General features: G+C 43.3%; 3 protein-coding genes. 2 read left to right on the top strand and 1 reads right to left on the bottom strand.

Annotation, left to right across the window (positions count from 1 at the left end; all coding sequences use genetic code 11):
• The first annotated feature begins 248 nt into the window (after window positions 1-248).
• Window positions 249-1,019 carry a hypothetical protein gene (locus tag AC6CHQ_RS16150; RefSeq protein WP_498082065.1) on the top strand — a complete coding sequence of 257 codons (771 nt, stop codon included), beginning with the start codon at window positions 249-251 and terminating at the stop codon, window positions 1,017-1,019.
• A gap of 117 nt (window positions 1,020-1,136) precedes the next feature.
• Here the strand turns inward: AC6CHQ_RS16150 and AC6CHQ_RS16145 are convergent, their stop codons facing one another.
• A complete protein-coding gene (locus tag AC6CHQ_RS16145) occupies window positions 1,137-1,610 on the bottom strand; it encodes a DUF6241 domain-containing protein (protein ID WP_498082064.1) in 474 nt (157 codons plus the stop codon).
• Between the two features lie 134 nt (window positions 1,611-1,744).
• Here AC6CHQ_RS16145 and AC6CHQ_RS16140 point away from each other — a divergent pair.
• Window positions 1,745-2,401 (top strand): transposase (locus AC6CHQ_RS16140; RefSeq protein ID WP_498082066.1); only part of this gene is annotated, 657 nt, incomplete at its 3' end.

The following is a 2,401-nucleotide window of genomic DNA, read 5'->3' as shown; positions in this document are numbered from 1 at the left end:
GGTTCCTGGGGGTTTTTAATATTATTTCATGGGAGCTTTGTATTAAGTTCATTTAAGGCGCCCCTAAATACATAGTAGGCTACTCAAAAGCTCCTGCCTAAGAGACATTATCCAAACGCTGACTGGGCAGGTACGAAGTCAAGTATTTTCATTTAAAAGGTAAGAAAAGAATAAAAATTTATGGATTACTGGAAAGTTTTAGAGGATAATGAGGGGTAAAGGAATTAGTCACAGGGGGAGTTAAATTGATGAAAGATAAAATCACACAAATAAAATCGTTTTTACAAACATTGTCTAGCAATCAACAAGTCGCCAATGATTTGGATTACTATACTTTTTTGGCTACCCTTCTTCCTGTTCCTGGTTTCCAACAGGCCGCTTTGTTAGTCAATAAGCTGTTAGGAAATCATAATTTAAACTTACTTATAACGGATCTACAAGAGAGTATTTATAGCACGAATACACGTATAACTTTAATTGAGGATGAAGTAGAAAAGGTTCAACAAATGGCCCGCACTGTTTCTGCCGTTTCGGTATTAGAGGAGAAAATTGATTTAATAATTGAAGAGGCAAAGAAAGAGCTACCTTCTGAGTTTATAGTTGAAACAAATAATTGGAGCACTCAAGCTGTAATTAATCAAATCATAAATGCGGATTATACAGCGATTTCCGCTAATAATAACAGTCATAACCATTTTGAAAATGTCGAAATAACATCAAGAAGCACTCATTTACGTGCTACCAACCATTCATCTAATTTTCTTCGAGGTACAGATTTTAAAGACGCCACAGGTGCTGTTAGTATGAATGGTATTACTCAACAAGGAAATATTCATGTTACGAGTAACTCAATTGGATTTGGAGATGGTGGCACCTTAATCTTTGGTAATCCTAATGAAGTCAACGGGAATTGTCCTAATTGTAATACTTATATAGTAGTAGATAAGAATCACTTACAAAACTATTCGAGTATTAAGTGTCCAGAATGCAAAGGAATATTTCCTTATAGAATAACTTAAATAGAAAGCCGTAAGGAAGCAATTCTGCTTCCTTACGGCTTTCTATTTAGTCTCCCATTGCTTTCGTTTCTTCATCCAAGAACCACTGTTCAATAAACTTCAGTTCTTCCTCTTTGCTCAGGAGCCCCCTGGCTTTGCCGAGTGTCCGTCCTGCAAGTCCCAGATGTAGTTGTGGTCGTTATCTGCTTCATTGAAATCTCCAAGTTCCCATTTTGCGATAATAGCCAGCAGCTCTTTTTGCACCTCAGGAGTTCGGATTTTGTCGGAATTGGAGACGATGGATTCCAGTTGCTCGATGTTCCTGGTGGTCATCGGAACGGCTCCCCATTTCTGGTTGGCTGCGATTTTCTGATGGGTCATCTGGTGCATGACTTCGAGAATCTTGTCTTCGGGTGAATTGCCGTTTAGTCCGACGAGGTCGAGTCCGTCGACTTTATCCAATGCGCCGGTTTCCTCGAAGGTCTCCGTGAATTCTTCCTGTGTCAGCACTTCCTCGGGTTCGGGGTAGGAGAACTGGGTTTTGTAAATGATGAATCCGGCGATGGCCAGGAGTGCCAGTACGATAAAAATGATTGGCTTCTTCTCTTTCATTTGATCACTCCAATGGATGGGTGAAACCGATAAACTGAAAGTGACCAATTTCGAAAAATAGAATAGAGCCACTTTCCAACCAGAAAAAACCCTTCTGTATACTGGGAACAGTATTCGGAAGGCGGGGATTGGAAGTGAAGAAAATGGAACTGTATTACAAGATGAAAGATTTGGAGGGAAAGGGATTCTCCCAAAGACAGATTTCTAAAAAGTTGGGAGTCGGAAGGAATACGGTTAGCTCCTACCTGGGCATGTCTTCAAAGCAGTTCATCGAGTATATCCATTCGCTCGAGACGCGGCCAAAGAAGTTGGATCCTTATCGGGAGCACATTCTCGGATGGCTTCGGGAACATCCGGATCTTACCGGCGCCCAGGTCCACGATTGGCTGATTGAGCGGATGGAGCTGAAAGGCGTTACCCAGGCAACGGTCCGAAGCTACGTGAAGGATATAAGGGAGCGTTATGGGATTCCGAAGGTGAAGAACCAGCGGGTCTACGCAGCGGTGCCCGAGTTTCGGCCGGGCCATCAGGCCCAAGTGGATTTCGGACAGTTGAAGGTGCTTACGGTGGACGGAAAGGAAAGAAAGCTGTATTGCATCGTCTTCATCCTTTCCCACTCCCGCTTTAAATACGCGGAGTGGTTGGACCGGCCATTCAGGACAGTCGATATGATCCGAGCCCACGAGAATGCCTTCCATTATTTTGGCGGAATGCCGGAAGAGATGGTCTACGACCAGGATGCCATCCTAGCGGTCAGTGAGAACGCGGGCGATCTGATCCTGACGTCGGAG

The organism is Bhargavaea sp. GQ12 (assembly GCF_059758705.1).
The sequence above is the reverse complement of the archived record's forward strand: the minus strand, read 5'-3'. Positions and strand labels throughout refer to the sequence as shown.